At 68.0% G+C, this 21,655-nt stretch carries 19 protein-coding genes and 2 pseudogenes; 7 read left to right on the plus strand and 14 right to left on the minus strand.

Annotation, left to right across the window (positions count from 1 at the left end):
* Positions 1-24 precede the first annotated feature (24 nt).
* From ACHMW8_RS15005 to ACHMW8_RS15030, 6 genes and pseudogenes are all read right to left on the minus strand, one after another.
* Positions 25-2,019: a M13 family metallopeptidase gene (locus ACHMW8_RS15005; RefSeq protein WP_395442984.1), complete on the minus strand. Its 1,995-nt coding sequence runs from the start codon at positions 2,017-2,019 to the stop codon at positions 25-27.
* Between the two features lie 104 nt (positions 2,020-2,123).
* Positions 2,124-2,633, minus strand: coding sequence for a DNA-deoxyinosine glycosylase (locus ACHMW8_RS15010; protein ID WP_125156319.1), 510 nt, complete (start codon positions 2,631-2,633; stop codon positions 2,124-2,126).
* Positions 2,605-3,361: pseudogene (locus ACHMW8_RS15015) on the minus strand (2OG-Fe(II) oxygenase). The gene ACHMW8_RS15010 and the pseudogene ACHMW8_RS15015 overlap by 29 nt, the downstream one beginning before the upstream one ends.
* A 2-nt stretch (positions 3,362-3,363) precedes the next feature.
* Entirely contained in the window at positions 3,364-4,674 is a 1,311-nt protein-coding gene (gene purB / locus ACHMW8_RS15020) for an adenylosuccinate lyase (protein WP_125156321.1), read from the minus strand.
* A 53-nt stretch (positions 4,675-4,727) separates the two neighbouring features.
* The gene (locus tag ACHMW8_RS15025) at positions 4,728-6,230 is read right to left on the minus strand and encodes a spinster family MFS transporter (RefSeq protein WP_395442985.1); all 1,503 of its coding nucleotides are present in this window, start codon (positions 6,228-6,230) and stop codon (positions 4,728-4,730) included.
* Positions 6,231-6,343: 113 nt separating this feature from the next.
* Positions 6,344-7,678 (minus strand): MFS transporter, encoded by a 1,335-nt coding sequence (locus ACHMW8_RS15030; RefSeq protein ID WP_125156323.1) that lies wholly within the window; start codon positions 7,676-7,678, stop codon positions 6,344-6,346.
* A gap of 91 nt (positions 7,679-7,769) precedes the next feature.
* On the opposite strand from ACHMW8_RS15030, the pseudogene ACHMW8_RS15035 reads away from it, so the two are divergent.
* Positions 7,770-8,394, plus strand: a pseudogene (locus ACHMW8_RS15035) (glutathione S-transferase family protein).
* Here ACHMW8_RS15035 and ACHMW8_RS15040 read toward each other — a convergent pair.
* The 5 genes from ACHMW8_RS15040 to ACHMW8_RS15060 form a co-directional block, all read right to left on the minus strand.
* Positions 8,391-8,993, minus strand: coding sequence for a glyoxalase superfamily protein (locus tag ACHMW8_RS15040; protein ID WP_395442986.1), 603 nt, complete (start codon positions 8,991-8,993; stop codon positions 8,391-8,393). The pseudogene ACHMW8_RS15035 and the gene ACHMW8_RS15040 sit on opposite strands and share 4 nt — an antisense overlap.
* Positions 8,994-9,092: 99 nt before the next feature.
* Positions 9,093-9,554, minus strand: coding sequence for a hypothetical protein (locus ACHMW8_RS15045; protein ID WP_395442987.1), 462 nt, complete (start codon positions 9,552-9,554; stop codon positions 9,093-9,095).
* 21 nt (positions 9,555-9,575) lie between these two features.
* Positions 9,576-10,067, minus strand: coding sequence for a hypothetical protein (locus tag ACHMW8_RS15050; RefSeq protein ID WP_395442988.1), 492 nt, complete (start codon positions 10,065-10,067; stop codon positions 9,576-9,578).
* A gap of 110 nt (positions 10,068-10,177) precedes the next feature.
* The gene (locus tag ACHMW8_RS15055; RefSeq protein WP_395442989.1) at positions 10,178-11,269 is read right to left on the minus strand and encodes a 3-deoxy-7-phosphoheptulonate synthase; all 1,092 of its coding nucleotides are present in this window, start codon (positions 11,267-11,269) and stop codon (positions 10,178-10,180) included.
* Between the two features lie 98 nt (positions 11,270-11,367).
* Positions 11,368-11,451: a hypothetical protein gene (locus tag ACHMW8_RS15060; protein WP_125156646.1), complete on the minus strand. Its 84-nt coding sequence runs from the start codon at positions 11,449-11,451 to the stop codon at positions 11,368-11,370.
* Between the two features lie 162 nt (positions 11,452-11,613).
* On the opposite strand from ACHMW8_RS15060, the gene ACHMW8_RS15065 reads away from it, so the two are divergent.
* Genes ACHMW8_RS15065 through ACHMW8_RS15075 form a run of 3 tightly spaced genes read left to right on the plus strand, consistent with a single transcriptional unit; the run spans position 11,614 to position 15,484 of the window.
* A complete protein-coding gene (locus ACHMW8_RS15065) occupies positions 11,614-13,113 on the plus strand; it encodes an NAD(P)/FAD-dependent oxidoreductase (RefSeq protein ID WP_395442990.1) in 1,500 nt (499 codons plus the stop codon).
* Between the two features lie 2 nt (positions 13,114-13,115).
* Positions 13,116-13,580, plus strand: a complete 465-nt coding sequence (locus tag ACHMW8_RS15070) for a GtrA family protein (protein ID WP_395442991.1) — start codon at positions 13,116-13,118, stop codon at positions 13,578-13,580.
* Positions 13,577-15,484: a hypothetical protein gene (locus ACHMW8_RS15075; RefSeq protein ID WP_395442992.1), complete on the plus strand. Its 1,908-nt coding sequence runs from the start codon at positions 13,577-13,579 to the stop codon at positions 15,482-15,484. The genes ACHMW8_RS15070 and ACHMW8_RS15075 overlap by 4 nt, the downstream gene beginning before the upstream one ends.
* Here the strand turns inward: ACHMW8_RS15075 and ACHMW8_RS15080 are convergent.
* A complete protein-coding gene (locus ACHMW8_RS15080) occupies positions 15,454-15,621 on the minus strand; it encodes a hypothetical protein (protein ID WP_158624647.1) in 168 nt (55 codons plus the stop codon). The genes ACHMW8_RS15075 and ACHMW8_RS15080 overlap by 31 nt on opposite strands.
* A gap of 176 nt (positions 15,622-15,797) precedes the next feature.
* Here ACHMW8_RS15080 and ACHMW8_RS15085 point away from each other — a divergent pair, with 176 nt between their 5' ends.
* Positions 15,798-17,144, plus strand: a complete 1,347-nt coding sequence (locus tag ACHMW8_RS15085; protein ID WP_395442993.1) for a sugar MFS transporter — start codon at positions 15,798-15,800, stop codon at positions 17,142-17,144.
* Positions 17,145-17,208: 64 nt separating this feature from the next.
* Here the strand turns inward: ACHMW8_RS15085 and ACHMW8_RS15090 are convergent, their stop codons facing one another.
* Positions 17,209-18,798 (minus strand): DHA2 family efflux MFS transporter permease subunit, encoded by a 1,590-nt coding sequence (locus tag ACHMW8_RS15090; protein WP_395442994.1) that lies wholly within the window; start codon positions 18,796-18,798, stop codon positions 17,209-17,211.
* A 65-nt stretch (positions 18,799-18,863) separates the two neighbouring features.
* Between ACHMW8_RS15090 and ACHMW8_RS15095 the strand changes: the two genes are divergently transcribed.
* Together ACHMW8_RS15095 and ACHMW8_RS15100 are read left to right on the plus strand one after the other, a co-directional pair.
* Positions 18,864-19,457: a TetR/AcrR family transcriptional regulator gene (locus ACHMW8_RS15095; RefSeq protein WP_395442995.1), complete on the plus strand. Its 594-nt coding sequence runs from the start codon at positions 18,864-18,866 to the stop codon at positions 19,455-19,457.
* Positions 19,454-20,575, plus strand: a complete 1,122-nt coding sequence (locus ACHMW8_RS15100; RefSeq protein ID WP_125156334.1) for an HlyD family secretion protein — start codon at positions 19,454-19,456, stop codon at positions 20,573-20,575. Before ACHMW8_RS15095 ends, ACHMW8_RS15100 begins: the two co-directional genes overlap by 4 nt.
* Here the strand turns inward: ACHMW8_RS15100 and ACHMW8_RS15105 are convergent.
* A complete protein-coding gene (locus tag ACHMW8_RS15105; protein ID WP_395442996.1) occupies positions 20,572-21,570 on the minus strand; it encodes an AraC family transcriptional regulator in 999 nt (332 codons plus the stop codon). The genes ACHMW8_RS15100 and ACHMW8_RS15105 overlap by 4 nt on opposite strands.
* Positions 21,571-21,655 lie beyond the last annotated feature (85 nt).

Below are 21,655 nucleotides of genomic sequence, written 5' to 3' on the forward strand. Positions count from 1 at the left end.
CTTTTCGGTTGGTCAGTTCCGCGGCTACCAGATGCGCGAGCGTTTCTCCGGCGGCAGGTAGAACTTGTCGCCTGGCTTGACGCCGAAGGCCGCGTACCAGGGGTCGACATTGCGCGTCGGGCCGATGACCCGGAAATTCGACGGCGCGTGCGGGTCGGAGGCCATCTGCTGCTTCAGCGAGTCGGGGCGCGACTTGTCCCGCCAGGCCTGGGCGAAGGCCAGGAAGAAGCGTTGGTCGCCGGTCATGCCGGCCACGACCGGAGCGGGCTTGCCCTTCAGCGAGGCGTGATAGGCGTCGTAGGCCACCTGCAGGCCAGCGAGGTCGGCGATGTTCTCGCCCATGGTCAGTTGGCCGTTGATGCGCATCCCGGGCACCGGCTCGTAGGCGTCATATTGCGCGCCCAGAACCGCGGCCTGGCTGTCGAAGCGCTTGGCGTCCTCGGCCGTCCACCAGTCGCGCAGCTTGCCGGTTTCGTCGATCTTGCGGCCCTGGTCGTCGAAGCCGTGGCTGATCTCGTGGCCGATCACCGCGCCGATCGCGCCGTAGTTCACCGCCGGGTCGGCGGCCGGATCGAAATAGGGCGCCTGCAGGATGCCGGCCGGGAACACGATCTTGTTCTCCAGACCGCCATTGTAGGCGTTCACCGTCTGCGGGGTCATGCCCCACTTGGCGTGGTCGACGGGCTTGCCCAGGTCGTTCAGGGCATAGGCCCACTCGAAGGCGCCGCTGCGGCGGACATTGCCGTAGAGGTCGCCGGCGTCCAGCTTCAGGGCCGAATAGTCGCGCCACTTGTCCGGATAGCCGACCATCACCGTCATCTTCGACAGCTTGGTCAGCGCCGCCTGCTTGGTGGCCGGAGCCATCCACGGCGCCTTCTGGATCCGCTCGGCCATGGCGATCTTCAGATTGGCGATCAGCTCGACCATCTGGGCCTTGGACGAGGGTGGGAAGTACTTGGCGACATAGGTCTGGCCGACCACCTCGCCGAGACTGCCGTCGACGAGCTGCACGCCGCGCTTCCAGCGGGGGCGCAGCTGGGTCTGGCCGCTCAGCACCTTCACATATTCGAAGCGGCTGTCGACGAAGCGCTTGGACAGATAGGGCGACATCTCCTGGACGCCCTGCACGGTCTGCCAGGCCTTCAGGGTTTCCAGCGGCGTGGCGGCGAACAGCTTGGCGATGTCGCGGACGGCGGTCTTCTCGCCCAGCACCACCTGGTCACGGCCAGTAATGCCCGCCGCGGCCAGATAGTCCGCCCACGGAACCTCGGGCGCATAGGCCTGCAGCTCGGTCAGGGTGACGGGGTTGTAGGACTTCTCGATGTCGCGGCGGTCGGCGACCGGCCAGCTGACCTTGGCGATGGCGGTCTCGAAGGCGATCACGTCGGCGGCGGCCTTGGCCGGGTCGGCATGACCGGTCATCTTCAGCGCCCGTTCGGCGAAGGCCTTGTAGGCGTCCAGTTGAGGCTTGAAGCCGTCGGTCAGATAGTAGTCGCGGTCGGGCAAACCGAGGCCCGACTGGCCGATATAGAGGGTGTTGATCTCAGGCGTCCGGGCGTCGGCATAGATGTCCAGCGAGAACAGGTCGGGGCCGAAGCCCCCGTGGGCGCGGCCCATGGCCTTGGCCAGTTCGGCCTTGGACGAGATCGCCTGGATCGCCGCCACATCGACCTTAAGCGGCGCGTCGTCGACCTGCTCGACCTTGGCCTCGTCGGTGAAGCTCTTGTAGAGCGCGCCGATCGGAGTCGAGGCGTCGGCCGTCTCGATCAAGGTGCGCAGCTGATCCTGCGAGCGGTTGTAGACGTCGTATCCGACGCCGGCCGAGGCCTGGTCGGCCGGGATGGTGGTGCGCTTTTCCCAGGCGCCATTGGCGAACTTGTTGAAGTCGTCGCCCGGCTTCACCGCCAGGTCGCGGGCGGTGAGGTCGACGCCCCAGGTCCCGTACATCGGCTTATCGGCGGCGAAGGCCGCGCCGGAAATCGCAGCCGCGGAAACGGCGGCCAGTAGGAAGATGCGCATGTGTAGGATCCCAATACCCCTCTGAGCCGGGGATGCTGCCCCAAGCGCGGCCGACGCGCAGATGAATTTCCCGTAATGTCGTCGCCGGCTCGCCCGAACCGGGACTATGAGACGAGAAAAGTCTTGAGGCGGGCCCACACGTCCGCCTTCTCGCCGAAGCTCCGCGCCGCGTGGGCGGGGCTGGACGAAGGCAGGGCGATCGTCGGCGTCCGCTCGCCGATCAGCCGCGCGCCGAGCTTCGCCGCCGCGCCGCCGTTGAAGGCGACACACCGCAGCGCCGGCAAGGTCTCGATCAGCGCTTGCAGGTCGTTGGCCGCCGGGTCGCGAATAGCCGCGTCCAGACTGCCCTCGCGCTTGGCCTCGGCGATCACGTCCCACAGGCCGACCCCGTGTTCGAGCAGCGTCGCCAGCCGGGCCTCGTAGGCCAGCGGCGCGAGCGGCGCGCCGATCACGCCTTCCATCAGCCGCCAGAAGGCGTTCCTCGGATTGCCGTAGTATTGCCTGACTGCGAGCGAGGCCTCGCCGGGCAGGCTGCCCAGCACGAGAACACGCGTGTTCGCGTCGACGACCGGTGGGAAGCCGCGCTTAGCCGCCAATGGGGGCGCCGGCGCCATTGGGCGGATCGTTGCGCAGCCAGCCGGTGACCGTCAGGCGCGGGCGCCGGCATAGGGCGCGACGGGGGCCACCGAATGCTGCCGGGGGACCTTGAACAGGGTCAGGACATTGAACGCCGGCGCGAAGCCGCGCGCGACGTCGCCGTTATCGTCATGGAACAACAGCTGGCCGCCCCAGTCGGGCGCCACTGGCGGGTGAGGCCCAGAGTGTAGGCGGCCAGGCGCTCGCCGACGCCGGTGTCGTCGTGCTGGGTCAGAAAGTCGCCAGGACGATAGCAGGTCGCCTGGCCGTCGATCTTGGTGATCCCGCTCTCGCCGGTGACGGCGGCGCCGAAGGCGATGAACTCGGGGCTGTTCAGAAACTGGGTCAGGGCGTGGATCGGATGGCCCGGGTCGCGGCCTTCGACATAGGCGTCGATCATCGGATAGCCGAGATAGACATAGGCGAAGCCGGCGCGGGCGCGGACCGTGGCCGCCTGCAGCTTGCCGGCCACCACCGGGTCGCCCAGCTCGGCCCGGCGAGCGCGGGTGATGATCTCGGCCCCGCCGCGCTCATTCGAGCAGATAATGTCCCAGTCGATGGTCTGTTCGAGAATGCCGGCCAGGCGATCGACGACCGCCGGCTCGAACGCCTCGGGAATACGCACCACGCCCTCGCGCGCATAGGCTTGCGCGAAGGCCGCCGGATCCAGCGCCGGATTGAGGCGGAGAACCGGCGGTTCGCTCATGCTCAGGCCTGCTCGCCGAAGACGCGCTTGAAGATCACGTCGACGTTCTTGGTGTGGTAGCCGTAGTCGAACAGCTCTTCGAGCACGCTGTCCGACAGGGCCTTGGAGACGACCGGGTCGGCCTTCAGGAAGTCGATGAAGCGACCTTCGCCGCGCCAGACCTTCATGGCGTTGCCCTGCACGGCGGCATAGGCGTCCTCGCGCGACACGCCTTCCTGGGTCAGGGCCAGCATGACGCGCTGCGAGAAGACCAGGCCGCCCAGCTTGTCCAGGTTCTTGGCCATGTTGTCGGGATAGATGTTGAAGCGCTCGATGACGCCGGCCAGGCGGCGCAGGGCGAAGTCGAGGTGGATGGTGGCGTCGGGGCCGATGCCGCGCTCGACCGACGAGTGGCTGATGTCACGCTCGTGCCAGAGGGCGACGTTCTCCATGGCCGGGACCACAGCCGAACGAACCAGGCGGGCCAGGCCCGTGAGGTTCTCGGTCAGGATCGGGTTGCGCTTGTGCGGCATGGCCGACGAGCCCTTCTGGCCCGGATCGAACGGCTCCTCGGCTTCGAGGACCTCCGTGCGCTGCAGGTGGCGGATCTCGGTGGCCAGGCGCTCGACCGACGAGGCCACGACGCCCAGGGCGGCGAAATAGGCCGCGTGGCGGTCGCGCGGGATCACCTGGGTCGAGACCGGCTCGACGGCCAGGCCCATCTTGTCGGCCACGTGCTGCTCGACGCGCGGATCGACATTGGCGAAGGTGCCGACGGCGCCGGAGATCGCGCAGGTGGCGATCTCGAACCTGGCCATGGCCAGGCGCTCCTTGGCGCGCTGGAACTCGGCGTAGTAGCCGGCCAGCTTCAGGCCGAAGGTGATCGGTTCGGCGTGGATGCCGTGGCTGCGGCCGACGCAGACCGTCATCTTGTGCTCGAGCGCGCGGCGCTTCAGCGCCTTCAGGACCAGGTCGACGTCTTCCAGCAGAAGATCGGTGGCGCGCGACAGCTGCACGGCGAAGCAGGTGTCCAGCACGTCCGAGCTGGTCATGCCCTGGTGCAGGAAGCGGGCTTCCGGGCCGACGATTTCCGACACGTGGGTCAGGAAGGCGATGACGTCATGCTTGGTGACGCGTTCGATCTCGTCGATGCGGTCGCTGTCCCAGACCGCGTCGCGGCCCTTTTCCCAGATCGTCTCGGCGGCGAGCTTCGGGATGGTCCCGATCTCGGCCATGGCGTCGGCGGCGTGGGCCTCGATCTCGAACCAGATCTTGTACTTGGTCTGGCTGGACCAGATGGCGGCGGCTTCGGGGCGGGCGTAGCGGCTGATCATGAGCGGGCGTTTCGGCCCGCCCGCCCCGGGAGTCAAGGGAAGAGGCTTATTACTTACGCCGCTTCGCGCGACTTCATGTGCTTGACCATGCCGATGGCGGCCAGGGCGTAGTGGACGCCGGCCCAGGCGTAGAAGCACAGCGAGATGATGATCCCCTGCTGGCTGGACAGGGCCAGGGTCGAGCGACACTGGGCCGCCAGCTCGGGCGCCGAGCCCTTGGGCGCGATGCCGCCGGGACAGGTCGCCGCGAAGCTCTGGCCGCCTTCGACGCCAAACGAGCCCAGCAGGCTGTGGACAACGCCGGCCGCGTCAGGGGTGTTGAAGTGGTACTGAGCGAGATGGTCGATCAGCCAGCCGGTGAACACCGGTCCGCCGCCCAGGGCGATCAGGTTCAGGAAGAAGAACAGCAACGCCGTGGCGGTGGCCCGGCGGCGCGGCTCCACCGAGTTCTGAACCACGGCGAAGGTGGGGGCCAGGTAGACATAGTGGAAGATGCCGGGGATCAGCAGGATCATCGCCGTCGCCTGCCAGTCGCTCTGCAGGTAGGCGAGGATGTAGATCGGCGTGCAGATGATCAGGCCGATGGCGGGGACCCAGGCGTACCATTTGACGCTGCGCTTGCCGGCCCAGTCGCTGAGGAAGCCTCCGATCAGGGTGCCGACGCCCGCCGAGAAGCCGCCGATCAGGCCGGTGATCAGGCCCACCTGCGCCAGACCCAGGCCGAAGGCCCGCACGAAGTAGGACGGCACGAAGGCCCCGGATCCATACGAGCCGAACGAGGCGATGGTCACGCCCAGCACCATGTGCAGGACCGGCCATTTGAAGAACAGGATCTTGAAGACCGCCCACAGCTCCTTGAACTCGGTCGTCATCGAGAAGGCCGGCTTGGGCGCGGGTTCGACCACGAGGTTCTCGGGTTCGATCGGGCGCTCGACGATCTCGGAATGGCCGCGCGGCGGCTCCTTGATCACCAGCTTGACGATCAGGGCCAGGATCACGCCGGGCAGGCCGACGATGATGAACGCCACGCGCCAGCTGAACTCCTGGGCCAGCCAGCCGCCGGCGACAGCGCCGAACATGGTGCCCAGCGGGATGCCGAACGAGTAGATCGACAGGGCCGAGGCGCGTTTCTTGGGCTCGTAGTAGTCGCTGATCAGCGAGTGGCTGGGCGGCGAGCAGCCGGCCTCGCCGACCCCGACGCCGAAACGAAACAGGGCCAGCTGGGCGAAGCTGGTCGCCGCGCCGCATAGAGCCGTGAAGCCTGACCAGACGACCAGCGACAGCGAGATGATGGTCACGCGGTTCCAGCGCTCGGCCAGACGCGCGATCGGGATGCCCAGGACGGTGTAGAGGAGGGCGAAATAGAGACCCCCCAGCAAGCCCAGCTGGGTGTCGGTCAGTTTCAGGTCGACCTTGATGGCCTGGCCGATGGTGGCGATGATCGTCCGGTCGATGAAGTTGAAGGTGTAGGCGGCCAGCAGCAGTCCCAGCACCGTCGCCTTGTAGCCATTCGAATAAAGCGGCCGTTCGCCGCCGGACGCACGCGCGTCGGCCATGCTGACTCTCTCCCTTCAAACATTTGTTCTAATCTTTGAGGGGACTGTGACGGAGCGGAAGGCAAAGCGCCAGGGGCTAATTTGCGCGGCCCTCCCGCACCGCGGGGGAGCTCCTAGGCGACCATCTCTTCACGGATGCTGCGGCGGGCCGCCCAGAACAGGCCGAACGCGGCCAGGCCCAGCGTCGCCGAGACGATCAGCGCCCAGCGCACGCCCTGCGCTTCGCCGAGGCCCGCGTGGCCTGACAGCACGTCGCTGAGGATGCCGACGGCCAAGGGGCCGAGACCCAGGCCGATCAGGTTGATGATCAGCAGCAGCACGGCCGAGGCGGTCGCCCGCAGAGCCGGGTCGACGATGCTCTGGGCGGTGGCGTAGACGGGCCCGTACCACAGCGTTCCCAGCAGGGCGTTGACGGCCAGCAGGCAGATCGCGGTCATCGGGGTGTCCAGGCTGACGGCGGTGATGAAGATCGGGATGGTGATCAGCGAAGCGACCGCCGGCACGGTCACATAGGCGCGCAGGTCCTTGGCCCCCAGGCGATCCGCGAACACCCCGCCCAGCCATGCCCCGATGACGCCCGCCGTGCCGCCGATCAGGCCAAGGGCCAGACCCAGGAACCCTGCTGACTTCAGGCCGAAGCCCGCGGCCAACTGGGCGATTTCCGGCCCGTGGTTGCGGAAGAAGAACGACGCGGTGAACGGCGCGTGGCCATAGCCGATGAAGGCCTTGATCGAGGCGGCCAGGGCCACCAGCCAGAAGGTCTTCTTGGTCGCCAGCACCGCCAGGGCGGCGGCGAGGCTGATCTGCGAGCTGGCGCGGGCGGCCATTTCGGCGGCCAGCTTCTTGCGCGGCTCCACGAGGGTGAAGGCGGCGACCAAGGCGAAGACCACGCCCGGCGCGCCGGCCACCATGAAGGCGGCCCGCCAGCCGTAGGCGTCGGCGACGAGGCCGCCCATGGCCATGCCGGCCAGAGTGCCCAGCGGCGTGCCGATCGAGTAGAAGGCGATGGCGCTGGCCCGCTTCTCCCGCGGCACATAGTCGGTGATCAGCGAATGGGCGGGCGGCGTGCAGCCCGCCTCGCCGACCCCCACCCCGATCCGCGCCAGGATCAGCTGCCAGAAGTTCTGGGTGAAGCCGCACAGCACCGTGAAGGCGCTCCAGGCGGCGACCGACGCGCCAATGATGAAGGGGCGGTTCTTGGTCTCGGCCAGCCGCGCGATCGGGATACCCAGCACCGTGTAGAAGATGGCGAAGGCCAGGCCCGTCATCATGCCCAGCTGCCAGTCGGCCAGGCCAAGGTCGCGCTTGATCGGCTCGGCCAGGATGTTGACCACCTGCCGGTCCAGAAAGTTCAGGGTGTAGATGATCAGCAGCACCCATAGGGCGTACCGGCGATAGCCCGTCGAAACGGGATTGATGACCGGTGACGGCGTGGCCGCTTCCGCCATGAGCGCTCTCCCTCGAACAGTTGTTCTAATCGTTGAGGCCACCTTAGACGCAGGGTAAGCCGGGCGGCAATCGCATCAGGGAGCACGCGCCATGGAACTCGTGATCGGCACCAAGAGATGGTCCAGCTGGTCGTTGCGGCCGTGGCTGGCGCTCAAGCGCACCCGCGCGTCATTCGAGCAAATCGAGATTGAGCTGCGCCAGGGCGCGGCCACCGACGCGGCCATCGCCCAGCATTCGCCGAGCGGGCAGGTGCCGGTGCTGAAGGTCGGCGACTTGACCATCTGGGACTCGCTGGCCATCTGCGAGTACCTAGCCGAGACCTTCCCCGAGGCTAAGCTGTGGCCGGCCGATCCGGTTCTTCGCGCCCTGGGCCGTTCGGCGGCGGCGGAGATGCATGGCGGCTTCCAAGCCCTGCGCGGCGAGTGCCCAATGGCGCTGGACATCCGCACGACGCTGGAGATTTCCGAAGCCACCCAGAAGAACGTCCGCACGATCGTAGGGCGCTGGAACCGGCTGCTGACGCGGTCCGGCGGACCGTTCCTGCTAGGCGACTGGTCGATCGCCGACGCCTTCTACACGCCGGTGGCGACGCGCTTCCGCACGTATGGCATCAAGCCTGCCGACTACGGCGATACCCCGCGCGGCGCAGGCCTATGCCGATCGCCTGCTGGCGACGCCGGAGTTCCTGGAATGGGAGCGCGCCGCGCTCGCTTAACCTTCGCGCCGGCGGGCCAGTTCGGCACGGATCAGCGCTTGAATGTCCATGCCGAAGATCGTCAGCCCGTCGATCTTGGCGTCGTCGATCGTGACGCCGCTGAGATTGACGTTGTTGAAGCGCGCCTTCGACAGGTCGATATCCTCGAACGTCGCCCCGGCCAGGCGGCAATCGACAAAGGATGCGCCCGCCATGTTGCGGGTCTTGAAACGCGGGGCTTCGGCTTCGAGCGGCTGACCGACGTCGATGCGGTTGCCGTCGGGGTCGGCGAAGACAAAGGCTCGCAGGCCGTAGTCCTTGTCCTGAAGCGCCTTGATGATCCGCACGCCGGTCGCGACGAGGACCTCATGCAGGGCGTCGACGTCGTCGACGATCAGGTGGGCGATATTGGCGGTCGAGGGCTTGTGGTCCTTCACGAGGCTCAGATGCAGTTCGGCTCTATCCTTCTCAAGGATCATGAAGCCGACCGGATCGCCATTTTCGAAGGTCTTCTTGAAGCCCAGGATGTCGCAATAGAATGCGCAGGCGGCCTGGATGTCACGCGTAAAGGCGGAAGCGGCCAGACGGCCGAACTTGATGTTCGAGGTCGAGAAGGTCATCGCTCGCGGTTTCCCTGTGGAAAGGGCAAGGGCGACGGTGCGCTTGCCCGATGTGGAGCGATGTCCGGCTCCGACCCTGCCACAGGGAAATCGACAGTTCTAGAGGCCCGCAGGCACGCCGTTGGTGACCGGCGGCGGCTTGCAGCGTCCGGCGCGGGCCTGGACCACGTAGAACAGCGCGCGACCCTGGGCGAAGCTGCTGTGCTCTGCCAGCGGATTGGTCGGCTGGCCGGTGGTCAGGCTCAGGGCCTGCTCGCCGCTATTGGCGGTCTGACCCAGCGACGCCTGGTTCCAGCGACTCAGCACCGGGGCGCAGGCGGCCACGACCGCGTCGGCGACGATCTCGGCGCCGTCCTTGGAGCCGGCCAGGCTGTAGGCCCAGCGGCGGGCGCACTCGTCGACCGGAGTCGACGGATCCGAGGCCGCCGTGGCGCCGGGACCCGCGTTGTTGCGGAAGTCGGCGCAGATCTTCGGATTGGACATGGCCTCATGCCCGTTTTCACAGGCGGCCAGGGCGAGGGTGGCGAGGGCCAGGGCGGCCATCACGGGCTTGCGGATCATCGTTTTGATTTCCGTGCGTTTCTAGCGGGGGCAGATCTGGACCGGGCGCTGGGCCAGGCGGCCGCGCTCGTCGTAGTAGGAGATCGTGGCGTTGCGGCACGTCCCGCCAGTCGGGGTGGTGGCGGAAACCTGCTGAAAGGTCCCGTTGCGGACCTCGCCGGTGGCGACCGGGTTGCCCATGTGGTCGTAATAGACCTGACGGACGGGCGCGGGTCGCGCCGGCGCCGGCGAGGCGGCGCGATAGCTGGAGCCGGAGCTATAATAGGCCGTGCGGGTGCGACAGCCGCTCTTGCCGATTTCGCGGCCGACCAGGGCGCCGCCGACGCCGCCGATCAGCAGACCGCCGCCGCCCTTCGAGATGGCGTTGCCGACCAGGGCGCCGCCCAGCCCGCCGATGACGGTTCCGGTGGCCTTGCGGCTGCGGCAGGTGGCGGCGTCGGCGTCGGTGGGCGCCAGCGTCGCGGGAAGGGCGATGGCGCCGATGGCCAGGCCGATGATGACGAGACGGGTCATGTGAACTTCGCCTTGGTGAAGGTCCCTCGGGCTTCACAACGCGTCTCGTCGACAGAAGGATGCGCGAACGGCGGGATGTCGACTTAAGCCCCGCCGCTCGCGTGTTTTGCCTAGGCCTTGCGTGCCGCACGGCCGGCCTTCACGGCGGCGGCCAGCTGGTCGAGCAGACGCACCGAGGTGTCCCAGTCGACGCAGGCGTCGGTGACCGACTGGCCGTAGGTCAGGGGCTGGCCGGGGACGATGTCCTGGCGGCCCGCGACGAGGTTGCTCTCGATCATCACCCCCATGATCGGCGAGGTCCCGGTCGCCACCTGGGCGCAGACGTCCGCGACCACGGCCGGCTGGTTCTCGTGGTTCTTGCCGCTGTTGGCGTGGCTAACATCGACCATGATCCTAGCCGGCAGGCCGGACTTGGCCAGGACCTCGGCGGCCGCCGCGACGCTGGCGGCGTCGTAGTTGGGCGCCTTGCCGCCACGCAGCACGACATGGCAGTCGGCGTTGCCGGTGGTGGTGGCGATGGCGGCGCGGCCTTCCTTGGTCACGGCCAGGAAGTGGTGCGGTTGCGACGCGGCGGTGACCGCGTCGACCGCTACCTTCACGTCGCCGTTGGTGCCGTTCTTGAAGCCGACCGGGCAGGAGAGGCCTGAGGCCATCTCCCGGTGGATCTGGCTCTCGGTCGTGCGCGCGCCGATCGCGCCCCAGGCCACCAGGTCGGCGATGTACTGCGGCGTGGTCACGTCCAGGAACTCGCAGGCCGCCGGCAGGCCCTGGGCGCTGACGTCCAGCAGCACCCGACGCGCGAGGCGCAGGCCCTCGTTGATCCGGAAGCCGCCGTCCAGGTCGGGGTCGTTGATCAGGCCCTTCCAGCCCACCGTGGTGCGGGGCTTTTCGAAATAGACCCGCATGATCACTTCCAGCTCGCCGGCGTGGCGCGTGCGCTCGGCGGCCAGGCGGTGGGCGTAGTCGAGGGCGGCCTTGGGATCGTGGATCGAGCAGGGGCCGATCACCACCACCAGGCGGTCGTCGCGGCCGTGCAGGATCTCGTGGACGGCGGCGCGGGCCTCGCCGACGACCTCGGCGATCGACGAACTGGCCGGCGCCTCGCCGATCACCTGGGCGGGCGGGCTGAGCGTCTGCAGTTTCTCGATGCGCAGATCGTCGGTGGGAACGGGCAGCGAGACGAGATGGGCGGTGGAAGGCATGGCGTACTCCGGAAGATCTTGCGAGGTCCGGCGGCCATCAAAAAAGCCGCCCGGGGAACCCCTGGCGGCTGGTGAAGGTGTTCTTTGTGGCCCTGATGTCAGGCCGAACGAAACCCTCCCGGCGCCAGAGGCGTCGGATAGCTAAAATACCAAAACAGCTGTTGGCTGGCGGCGAGGGTCATCACGGCAAACCTAGTGTCGCCTTTCGCGTCTGTCACCCCTGATAAGCAACCGCCGCGACCGATCGTAGCGGATTCACGATTAATCGGGATTCACCAAGCCTCGCGACCCCGCCTTAACCATCCGCCCGCATCTTGTCTCGAAACGGGATAGGAGACGGCCGCATGGGCCAGCACGTGGAGACCCTGGTGATCGGCGCCGGCCCGGCCGGCCTGACGACCGCCTACACCCTGGCCAAGGCCGGCCGCGGCGTGACCGTGCTGGAGATGGACCCGACCTATGTCGGCGGCATCAGCCGGACCGTGGACTACAAGGGCTTCAAGTTCGACATCGGCGGCCACCGCTTCTTCTCGAAGAGCAAGGAGATCGTCGACCTGTGGAACGAGATCCTGCCCGACGATTTCATCGACCGGCCGCGCCTGTCGCGCATCTACTACCGCGAGAAGTTCTACGCCTACCCGCTGAAGGCCTTCGAAGCCCTGGCGAACCTGGGCGTCTGGACGGCGACCAGGTGTATGGCCTCGTTCGGCTGGGCCAAGGTCAAGCCGATCGCCAATCCGACCACCTTCCACCAGTGGGTCCGCAACCAGTTCGGCGAGAAGCTGTTCTCGATCTTCTTCAAGACCTACACCGAGAAGGTGTGGGGCATGAGCTGCGATGAGATCTCGGCCGACTGGGCCAGCCAGCGCATCAAGGGTCTGGACTTGGCCTCGGCCATCATCGACGGCGTCAAGCGCTCGCTGGGCGTCAAGGCCAAGACAGGCGAGGGCGCGCCCAAGACCCTGATCGAGAGCTTCCGCTATCCTCGCAAGGGCCCCGGCATGATGTGGGAGGCCTGCGCGGCGAAGATCGCCGCCCTGGGCGGCCAGGTCCGCATGGGCCGCAAGGTCGACGGTCTGCACTATGACAAGCTGGCCAAGATCTGGACCGTCAGCGTCTCGTGCGCCGACGGCAGGAAGGAGATCTACACGGCCGACGACGTCGTCTCGTCCGCCCCGATCCGCGAGCTGATGCAGTCGATCAGCCCGACGCCGATCAGTGTCTTCCACGCCGGCGAACTGATGTACCGCGACTTCCTGACCGTGGTGCTGATCGGCAAGCCGCAGAAGGAACTGCCGGACAACTGGATCTACATCCACGACCCGTCGGTAAAGGTCGGTCGCGTGCAGAACTTCCGCTCGTGGTCGCCGGAAATGATCCCGGATGGCGTCTCGACCTGCCTCGGTCTTGAGTATTTCTGCTTCGAGGGCGACGGCCTGTGGACCACCTCGGACGAGGACCTGATCGTCCAGGCCAAGCGCGAAATCGCCAAGATCGGCCTGATGGACCCGGCGGACGTCTACGACGCCTGCGTGGTGCGCCAGCACAAGGCCTATCCGGTCTATGACGACGCCTATGCCGAGCACATCAAGATGGTCCGCCTGGACCTGAAGATGCACTTCCCGGGCCTGCACCTCGTGGGCCGCAACGGCATGCACAAGTACAACAACCAGGACCACGCCATGATGACCGGCCTACTGACGGCCGAGAACATCATCGCCGGCGAGACCCTGCACGACGTGTGGGAGGTCAACGAGGACGCCGAGTACGGCGAGGCCGGCGTCTCCGGCGCCCGCGAGGCCCTGCGCGGCGAGCGCCTGGTCCCGGCCAAGGTCGCCGCCTGATCATGGCTTTCGCGCCGCGCCACGGTCGCCTTCGGATCTGGCGGCGCTTGCCGGCAGGGCTGATCGGGGGGCTGCGCGAGCTGATGCTCTATGGCTTGGCCAGCGCCCTGGCGCTCGGTCTCGACTGGGGTCTGCTGCTGGCGCTGACGGCGCTGGGCGTCAACTATCTGGCGGCCTCGGCGACGGGGTTCGTCAGCGGCATTGCGGTGACCTATCTGCTGTCGGTCTCGGTGGTCTTCCGCCACCGTCCTGTCGCGGACCGCCGGCGAGAGTTCGTCGGTTTCGTCGGCGTGGGCCTGGCCGGCCTGATACTGACCCAAGGCCTGATGGCCCTCTGGGTCGAGGTCTTGCGCCTGCATCCGGGCGTGGCCAAGATCCCGACCGCCGGTATCGTCTTCATATTCAACTTCACCGTCCGCCGGGCGCTGCTGTTCAAGGCTCCGCGCGTCGACCCCGTCCAGCCGTGAGCCGCCTCGACAAGTTCGCCGATGGCCGCTGGCTTGGATGGCTGGCCGCGCTTGGCCTGTTCCTGCTGAGCCGTCCCTATCCCGGGATCTATCACGACGGCCGCCTCTATGTGGCCGACGCCCTGGCCAAGCTAGACCCAGGCGGGGTCGGGCGCGACCTGATGTTCGTCCATGACGGGCAGTTCGGCTTCAGCCTCTATACGCCGATACTGGCGAGGCTGATCGCGGTCCTGGGTCCTTCGGCCGCGACGATGGCGATCGTGGCCTTGACGCTGGCGCTGTGGTTCGCGGCGGCGGCCTTGATGGTCGAGCGGCTCCTGGCCGACCGGCCGCCGGCGTTGCGCTGGGCGGCGTTGGTCTTCGTGGTTTCGCTGCCCTCCCTTTACGGACCTCTGAACGTCATCGGTTTCGGCGAGCCCTACGCCACGCCGCGCGGGCTGGTCGAGGCCGCAGGCCTGGCCGGCATGGCCGCCTATCTGTCCGGACGCCCCCGGCGGGGACTTGGACTCTGCGTCGTCGGCATGCTGTTCCATCCGATCATGGGCCTGTGCTCGGTCGCGGCGATCGGCGCCGCCCTCTGCCTGGAGGACCGCCGTTGGCTATGGGCGGGTCTGACGGGCGTCGCCGTCGTCGCCGTGGCGGGGCTCGCGCACCTGCCGATCGCCGACCGTCTGGTGACCATCATGGATCCCGCCTGGCGGGCGGTGGTCGAGACCCGCAGCCCAATCCTGTTCCCCTCGCTCTGGCCGCTCGAGGCCTGGAGCCTTCTGTCCGTACAGATCTGTACGGCGGCGGCGGCGGTCTTTCTGCTCCAGGGCGCGCCGCGTCGCCTGGTGCTGGGCGCCTTGATCGCCGGTCTCGTCGGCGTCGCCGCCGCGGCCATGCTCGGCGAACGTCTGTCGCTGATCCTTTTCCTGCAGATCCAGAGCTGGCGCACCCTGCAACCCGTCGCGGTCCTGGCCCTGGCCTGCCTGGCGCTGCTGGTCGCCGAACTGCCCCGACGCGGGCCGGCAGGGCTGCTGGGCACGTCCTTGATCGGCTTGGCCTGGCTGTTTCGCGATGTCGGCGAGCTCAGCCTGCTCGCGGCGCCGTCGGGCCTGCTGCTTGTCGCCATGGACGGCAAGTCGCGCTTTACGCGTCCGAGACTTTACATGGGCTTGGCGCTCGGCCTGCTGGCCGTGGCGGCGATCGGCTATGCCGGATTGGCTGGCGCGGGTCTGGCGAACAAGCTGGCGAGAGCGGGGCGCTATAGCGAGGGTATCGTCTGGTTCAGCGATCTGCCCGCCCTGGCCATCGCGGTGGCGATCGGCGTCTGGTTGGCCCTCGGCCGACCGACGCCGCCGGTCATGGCGCGCATCGTCGGGGTGGGGGCGGTCTGCGTGCTGGCGATCCTCCTGTGGGACGACCGTTCCGACTACATCCGCGCGCGTGACCGGGGGAGAGATCAGGGACTGGTCGCCATGACCGCCGCGCGGCCCGGGCCAGTGCTGTGGCTGGTCGGCGACATGGAGTCCTGGTTGCTGCTGGGCCGACCCAATTGGTCAACGCGCGTGCAGGGCGCCGGTGTGGTGTTCTCGAGACCCATGGCCCTTGAGATTCGCGATCGCGCCGAGCGCCTGACGAACCTGGGATTGGCGGGCGAGGATTTCATTCGACCATTGACGGCGCCGGAACGCCGCCTGCCGCCGCCGAGCCTGGCGCAAGTCCGGATTTTCTGCGCGGCGTCGGATGCGCCGGCCTGGATCATCTGGCCGCGCTGGGACGACGCCCCGCCGCTGGCCGCCGAATTGGCGGCGCGAGACTGGACGCCCGAGGCGCCGTTCACCCGCGATCAGGTCGACCGGGGCGCGCTCCGCGCCCTCAAGGCCAGCCGCTACGCGGTCATTCCCTGCGCCGGTGACTGAGACGCCTTGGTGGTCTCGCGCGGCGCCTTGAGGCGCTCGATGCTCCAGGCCAGGAAGTGCACCAGAGCGTCGGCCAAGCCGACCATCGCCGCCAGCACGAACAGGCTGGACATCAGAAGAACCATCAGCGCGGACATGAGAAACTCCCGGTTCTCCGGATCAAGCCGCGAAAGCGGTAGGCGGTTCCCCTGGTAGCGCTATCAGCCATTGAAAAAGCGCGCGCGTGGTTGACAACGTTGTCACGCTTCCTGTGAATGGCGCGTCCGCGCAAAGACGGATTCACAAATCTAGCGTCACTAGGGAGCTTCAGGGCATGGCGGGTATGGGCGGCGGACTCGCGCCATCGGGCGGGACTGGCCAAGACGGAACGAGCAAGTCGGGCGGCGTGCTGCTGCCTTTCGTAATTCTATTGTTCTTCGCCTGGGGCTTCTCGACCTGCCTGGTCGACCTGGTGGCGCCGGCGCTGAAGTCGCTGTTCAAGCTGAACAACTTCCAGACGGCCCTGACGCAGACCTGCTTCTTCGGCGCCTATTTCCTGATGTCGCTGCCGTCGAGCTGGTTGCTGAGCCGCCTGGGCTATCTGCGCGCCGTCGTGGTGGGCCTGGTCGTGATGATGATCGGCTGCCTGCTGTTCGCCCCGGCCGCCAACACCGGCGTCTATTACGGCTTCCTCGGCGCTCTGTTCATCCTGGCCTCCGGCATCACCCTGCTGCAGGTCGCCGCCAACCCGCTGGTGGCCCTGCTGGGCAAGAGCGAGACGGCCTCCAGCCGCCTGACCTTCGCCCAGTTCCTGAATTCGTTCGGCACCTATCTGGCGCCGTTCGTGGGTTCGGCCCTGATCCTCCGGCACATCGAGAAGGCGCCCGATCCGGCGACCCTGACCCCGGCCGCCTTGGAGGCCCTGCGCCACACCCAGGCCCATGCCGTCCAGGCGCCGTACATGATCATCGCCGGCGGCCTGCTGGTGCTGGCGCTGCTGTTCTGGTTCCTGCGCAACAACGACAAGGCCCCGCAGGCCGAGGCCGCCACGGGCCTGGGCGAGATGCTGGGCATGATGAAGCACAAGCGCCTGGCCTTCGCCGTGCTGTGCATCTTCGTCTATGTCGGCGCCGAGGTGGCGATCGGCACCTTCATGACCAACTATCTGGCCCAGCCCAGCACCCTGGGCCTGCCGCTGTCGAAGGCCGGGGCCATGCTGTCCTGGTACTGGGGCGGCGCGATGGTCGGCCGCTTCATCGGCGCCTTCGTGCTGGCGCGGGTCTCGCCCGGCAAGGTGCTGACCGTCTGCGCCCTGATCGTGGTGGGTCTGATCACCACATCCGCCATGACGTCTGGCGTGACCGCCGGGTACAGCCTGCTGGCGATCGGCCTGTTCAACTCGATCATGTTCCCGACCATCTTCACGCTCGGCATCGAGGGCATGGGTCGCAAGACGCCGGCCGCATCGGGCCTGCTGTGCATGGGCATCGTCGGCGGCGCGGTGATCCCACCGCTGACCGGCTTCGTCGCCGACCACATCGGCAGCCTGGGCTTGGCGATGTTCGTGCCGGCCATCTGCTACCTGATCATCGCCGCCTTCGGCTGGTCGGCCCGCAAGCCGGTCGAAGCTGTCCATGCCGCCGAGACGCTCGAAGCCGCGCCGGCCGCCGCGGCGCACTGACCGGTTCACTCCAACTTCCTGCAAGCGCACCCCGGGAGGCTCGTCCTCCCGGGGCTTTTTTTGCTTAGTGAGCATCCGGCGGCGGCTTGGCGCCGGCGAGGGGCGGGGGCTTGCAGAACGGGGCCATGACCAGGGCCAGCACAAACAGCGCCGCCATCACCCGGAAGACGTCATTGAAGGCCAGGGTCAGGGCCTCGCGCCCGACCACCTTGGCCAGCTCGGCCTGGAGGATCAGCGCGGCCTGGGCGGCGTCGGGGGTGCGCTCGGCGATGCGGGCGGCCAGGGCCTCCAGCGCCGCATCGCCCGAGCGGCCGGCCTCGCCCAGCGCCTCGCCAAAGCGGGCCACGTGGACGCGGGCGTTGTCGCCCAGCCAGGTGTTGACCACGGCGATGCCGATCGCTCCGCCCAGGTTGCGCATCAGGTTGAACAGGCCGGACGCGTAACGCAGCTCGGCCATCTCGAAGCCGGACAGCGCCATGTTCACGCTGGGCACGATGCATAGCATGATCGCGAAGCCCCGAAGGGCCTGGGGCGCCAGCAGGGCCGCGAAGCCCCATTGGCTGGTCATGTGCGAGGTCAGCCACAAGGCCGCGGCGAACAGCGACAGGCCCACCGTCACCACGATCCGCTGGTCGACGCGGGTCGACAGTCTGGCGGCGATGACGGTCGACAGGATCTGGGCGATGCCGGTGACGAAGACCGTCGTGCCGATCTCCAGGCTGTCATAGCCCCGCACCCGCCCCAGGAAGACAGGGATCAGATAGGTCGAGGAATAGAGGCCAAAACCGATCACCAGATTGAACACGCAGGCGAACACGAAGGTCGGCTTGCGGAACGGCGACAGCTTCACGACCGGTCCGCCGGACCGGAAGGAACGCTCGACGAACAGGGCGAAGGCCACCAGCGTCACCCAGCCGGCGATGGCGATGGCCGGATCCTCGAACCACTGCTGGCGCGGACCTTCCTCCAGCACATATTCCAGCCCGCCCAGGAAGACGGCCATGGCCGCCAGGTGGGCGTAGTCGATAGTCTTCAGCATCTCGGGCCTGGCCCGATCAACCTTGATCACCGTGATCGCCAGGATCGTCACAAGGGCTCCGGGCGCGATGTTGATGTAGAAGATCGAGCGCCAGCCGACCGCCTCGGTCAGCCAACCGCCGACCGTTGGGCCCAGGGTCGGGGCCAGCACCGAGACCATGCCCAGGATCGCCGGGATCATCGCCCGCTGCGGTCCGGAGAACATGGCGAAGCCCGTCGCGAACACCGTCGGCACCATGGCCCCGCCGGTGAAGCCCTGCAGCACGCGGAACAGGATCATCGAGTCGATGTCCCAGGCCATGCCGCATAGGGCGGAGGAGAGGGTGAAGAGGCCGGCCGACAGGGCGAACAGCCATCGCGTCGACAGCGACTGGGCCAGGAACGCCGCGAACGGGATCATGACGAGCTCGGCCATCAGATAGCCGGTCTGCACCCAACTGATCTCGTCGGGTCCAGCTGAGAGCCCCGCCTGCACGTCGTTCAGCGACGCGGCCACGATCTGGATGTCGATCAGGGCCATGAACTGGCCGAACGCCATCACTCCGAAAATCAGGAACTTGGTCCGGGTGGGCAGGGCGCCTGGATCGATGGGCGGCTTGGCGGCGGCTGAGCTCACGGGAGCGCCCCTTGAAAGTATGATGGCTATAATATTATATGTATCATGTAATCGAGGACGCAAGCATGCGCTACGACGCGGAGCACAAGCGGAAGACCCGCCTGCGGGTCCTGGACGAGGCCGCCATGGCCATTCGCGAGGAAGGTCCGCACCGCCTGGGCGTGGCCGGGGTCATGGCCCGCGCGGGCCTGACGCACGGCGGCTTCTACGCTCACTTCCCGTCGAAGGAGGCCTTCGTTTCCGAGGCCATCGCCCACATGTTCGAGGGCGGGCCGACGGCCATGCTGGAGAAGGTGAAGGGCGCGCCGCCACGCGAGGCCCTGACGGGCTACATCGACTTCTACTTGTCGGCCCGCCATCGCGACTCGCGCTCGGGCGGCTGTCCTCTGCCTTACCTCGCGGTCGACGCGCCGCGCCTGTCGCAGGCTTCGCGCGAGCGTTACGCCAGGGGCGTGGCGCACCTGACGGGGATCATCGCCACCCATCTGTCGGCATTGGGCCGCGACCATGCCGAGGATGAGGCCAGCTCGACCCTCGCCGAACTGGTCGGGGCCCTGACCCTGGCCCGGGCCGAGCCCGATGCCGACCGCTCCGACGCCATTCTTGAACGCTCCCGCGCGCACCTGAAGCGCCGCCTTGGCCTGGAGGCCGACCAATGACCGACGCCACGTTCGAGGGCGCGGCCGCCCAGTCCGTCACCAAGGCGAAGAAGTCGCCGTTCTCGCGCAAGACCGTGCTGGCCGTGGGCGGGGCGATCATCGTGGCCGCCAGCGGCTCGGCCCTGATCGCCATGCCCAAAGGCGCGGTCTCGACCGACGCGGCCTATGTCCAGGCCGACAGCTCCAGCGTGGCGCCCAAGGTGCGGGGCCTGGTCGCCCAAGTGCTGGTCGACCACAATCAGGCCGTCAAGCGGGGCGACGCCCTGGTCCGCATCGACCCCGAGGAGTTCGACGCCCGCGTGGCTTCCGCCGAAGCCGATGTCGGCAACGCCGAGGCCGCCGTCGCCAGCGCCCGCGCCGCCCTGATCTCGCTGGACGCCGAGCAGCGGCTGGCCGGCTCCAATATCCGCGCCGCCCAGACCGCCATCGCGGCCGCCGACGCCGAGAATGTCCGCGCCCAGGCCGACCGCAAGCGCTACGAGGATCTCGCCGACAGCGGCGCGGTGGCCCGACGTGACGTCGAGCGTTTCCGCGCCGCCGCCGTCGGGGCGCAGTCGTCCGCCGACCGCAGCCGCGCCCAGCTCTCGGTCAGCCAGGACCAAGCCGCCGTCACCGCCGCCAAGCGCGCCACCCTGACGGCCAACCTGGCCCAGGCCGAGGCCGCGGTGGCCCGCGCCAGGGCCGCCTTGATCCTGGCCCGTCAGGACCAGAGCCACACCGTCATTGTCTCGCCGATAGACGGCGTGGTCGGCGACCGCCAGGCCGAGCCCGGCGACTATGTCCAGCCCGGCACGCGGCTGATGACCATCGTGCCGATCAAGGCGCTGTATGTCGTCGCCAACTTCAAGGAGACCCAGGTCGAGCGGATGCTTCCCGGGCAGGCGGCGACGATCAAGGTCGACGCGCTGGGCGGCAAGGCGCTGAAGGGCCGCGTCGAGAGTTTCGCCCCGGGCTCGGGCTCTCAGTTTTCGCTGCTGCCGTTCGAGCCGGGCACGGGCAACTTCACCAAGATCGTCCAGCGCGTGCCGGTCCGCATCCGCCTGGATCCGGGTCAGGCCGACATCGCCCGCCTGCGGCCGGGCCTGTCGACGACCGTGAAAGTGAATCTGAAGAGCTAAGCCTTGCGGCCGCGCGGACTGGCGCCGGTCCAGCGCTTGAAGGCGCGGGAGAAGGCGCTGGTTTCGGAGAAGCCGACCAGATAGGCAGTCTCGTTGACCGACAGCTTTTCCAGATAGGTCTCGGCCATCCGCCGCCGCAGATCGTCCAGCACCTGGTCGAAACCGACCCCTTCGGCCTTCAGGCGGCGGTAGAGAGTCTGGCGCGACAGGCCCAGGGCGGTGGCGACCGCGTCCATGGCCAGTTCGCCGGTATGCAGCAGCGGGATCAGCAGGGCCTCTACCCGACCGCGCGTGGTCTTGGATTGCTCCAGGCTGGCCAGCAGGGCGTCGGCATGGCCGTTGAACATGCCGAAGGCGTAGCGGTTGGGCCGCTGGATCGCGAGGTTCAGCCACGAAGGCTCGATCCGCAGGGCGTTCCAGGCCGCGCCGAAGGTGACGGGCGCGCGCAGCACCCGCTCGTACTCGGCGGCGTGGGCCGGGCGCGGACAGGTCAGGTGGACGGCGAGGGCGAAGGTGAAGTCCGGATAGTGCCGTGTCATCTCGCACGTGAAGCGAGCCAGGGCAGCCTCGATCAGCTCCGGAAAGTCCTCGGCGCAACGGTCCTCCAGCCAGAGTTCGCCATTGCGCGGCGTTAGCTGGAAGCGGGGACCGTCCGAGACGCCATCGACTTCCACCACCAGGCGCGAGAAGCGGTTCAACTGCTTCAGGGCCCCGCCCATGGTGTCGGCCGCCTGGCAGATCAGGCCGACGATCGAGATCTGCTCGAAGCGGGTGGCTTCCGGGAGCTTCAGGGCCAGGGCCGGCTCGCCGGTCATCTCCTGGCCGGCGCGGTAGAGCGCCTTGTAGCGTTCCAGCGGGATGCGGGCGTCCTGGTCGGCGAAATCGGTCTCGGTGACGCCGGTTCGCTCCAGCAGCGCCGCGCGGTCCGCGCCCAGCGACGCCGCGAACTCCAGCAGGCCCTTGAAGAACCCGCCCGACACCGTCGCTTGCACCACGCTTGCCTCGAGACTGCTGGCCATGGCGCGAGCGGTAGCAGGGTGATCGCCAGGGTCAAGTTCGTGTCGCCACGCGTCATGGCTT

It is taken from the genome of Caulobacter sp. UC70_42 (assembly GCF_044056025.1).
In the GTDB taxonomy this organism is placed as follows: domain Bacteria; phylum Pseudomonadota; class Alphaproteobacteria; order Caulobacterales; family Caulobacteraceae; genus Caulobacter.